General features: G+C 59.0%; 2 rRNA genes. Both read right to left on the bottom strand.

Going from position 1 to position 1,222, the window contains the following annotated elements:
- Positions 1-579: ribosomal RNA gene (locus JIG36_RS51370) — 23S ribosomal RNA — on the bottom strand; the annotation flags it as partial.
- 422 nt (positions 580-1,001) lie between these two features.
- Positions 1,002-1,222 (bottom strand): 16S ribosomal RNA (locus JIG36_RS51375); the annotation flags it as partial.

Raw genomic sequence — 1,222 nt, forward strand, 5'->3', positions numbered from 1 at the left:
CCTCCCGGGGTACTTTTCACCATTCCCTCACGGTACTCGTCCGCTATCGGTCACCAGGAAGTATTCAGCCTTACCAGGTGGTCCTGGCAGATTCACAGCAGATTCTAGGAGTCCGCTGCTACTCGGGAAAACTCCAAGGAGGTCATGGACTTTCGTATACGGGGCTCTCACCCTCTACGGCCGGCTTTCCCACACCGTTCCACTAACCCATGACTTTGTAACTCCTCGACACACTGTCAGATGCATCCTGAAGCTCCCACAACCCCCCGTGCGTAACCCCTGACAAGTATCACACGCACAAGGTTTAGGCTAAATCCGCTTTCGCTCGCCACTACTCACGGAATCACTTTTGTTTTCTCTTCCTACCGGTACTGAGATGTTTCACTTCCCGGCGTTCCCCCCACCCAGCCTATGTATTCAGCTGAGGGTGACACGACATGACTCGTGCCAGGTTTCCCCATTCGGACACCCTGGGATCACAGCTAGGTTGACAGCTCCCCCAGGCCTATCGCGGCCTCCCACGTCCTTCATCGGCTCCTGGTGCCAAGGCATCCACCGTTCGCCCTTGACAACTTAACCACAGAAAACAAGATGCTCGCGTCCACTGTGCAATTCTCAACCAACGACCAACCCACAACCCGAAACGCGTCCCACCAAACCCCAGCCAAGCTGGTCGGTATGAGATGCCAGGTCATGCCTGGTGCTGAAGACCAACCACTCCCACTCGGGGAGCCCCGCGGCTTTCGCATCACGGGCGCCGGACCATGCCGGCTTCGGGTTGTTCTTTCAGATACCCAACAGGGTGCTCTCTTGTGCGCCCTCCCCAGCCGCATTCCCCACCTGCTTTCCATGCCGCCGGCGCCGAAGCACCCGCAGGCCGTACTCACGTGAAGAACCGTTGCCGGTTCGAACTAGCCAGTGTCTCCGCCTATGAGCACCCCACCACCGCGTTCGGGTGGTGCGGGCTACTGGACCGGTTTCCCGGTCTAGTTGCTCCTTAGAAAGGAGGTGATCCAGCCGCACCTTCCGGTACGGCTACCTTGTTACGACTTCGTCCCAATCGCCAGCCCCACCTTCGACGGCTCCCTCCCCGAGGGGTTAGGCCACCGGCTTCGGGTGTTGCCGACTTTCGTGACGTGACGGGCGGTGTGTACAAGGCCCGGGAACGTATTCACCGCAGCGTTGCTGATCTGCGATTACTAGCGACTCCGACTTCACGGGG

Source organism: Paractinoplanes ovalisporus, from assembly GCF_016834655.1.
Lineage (GTDB): Bacteria > Actinomycetota > Actinomycetes > Mycobacteriales > Micromonosporaceae > Actinoplanes > Actinoplanes ovalisporus.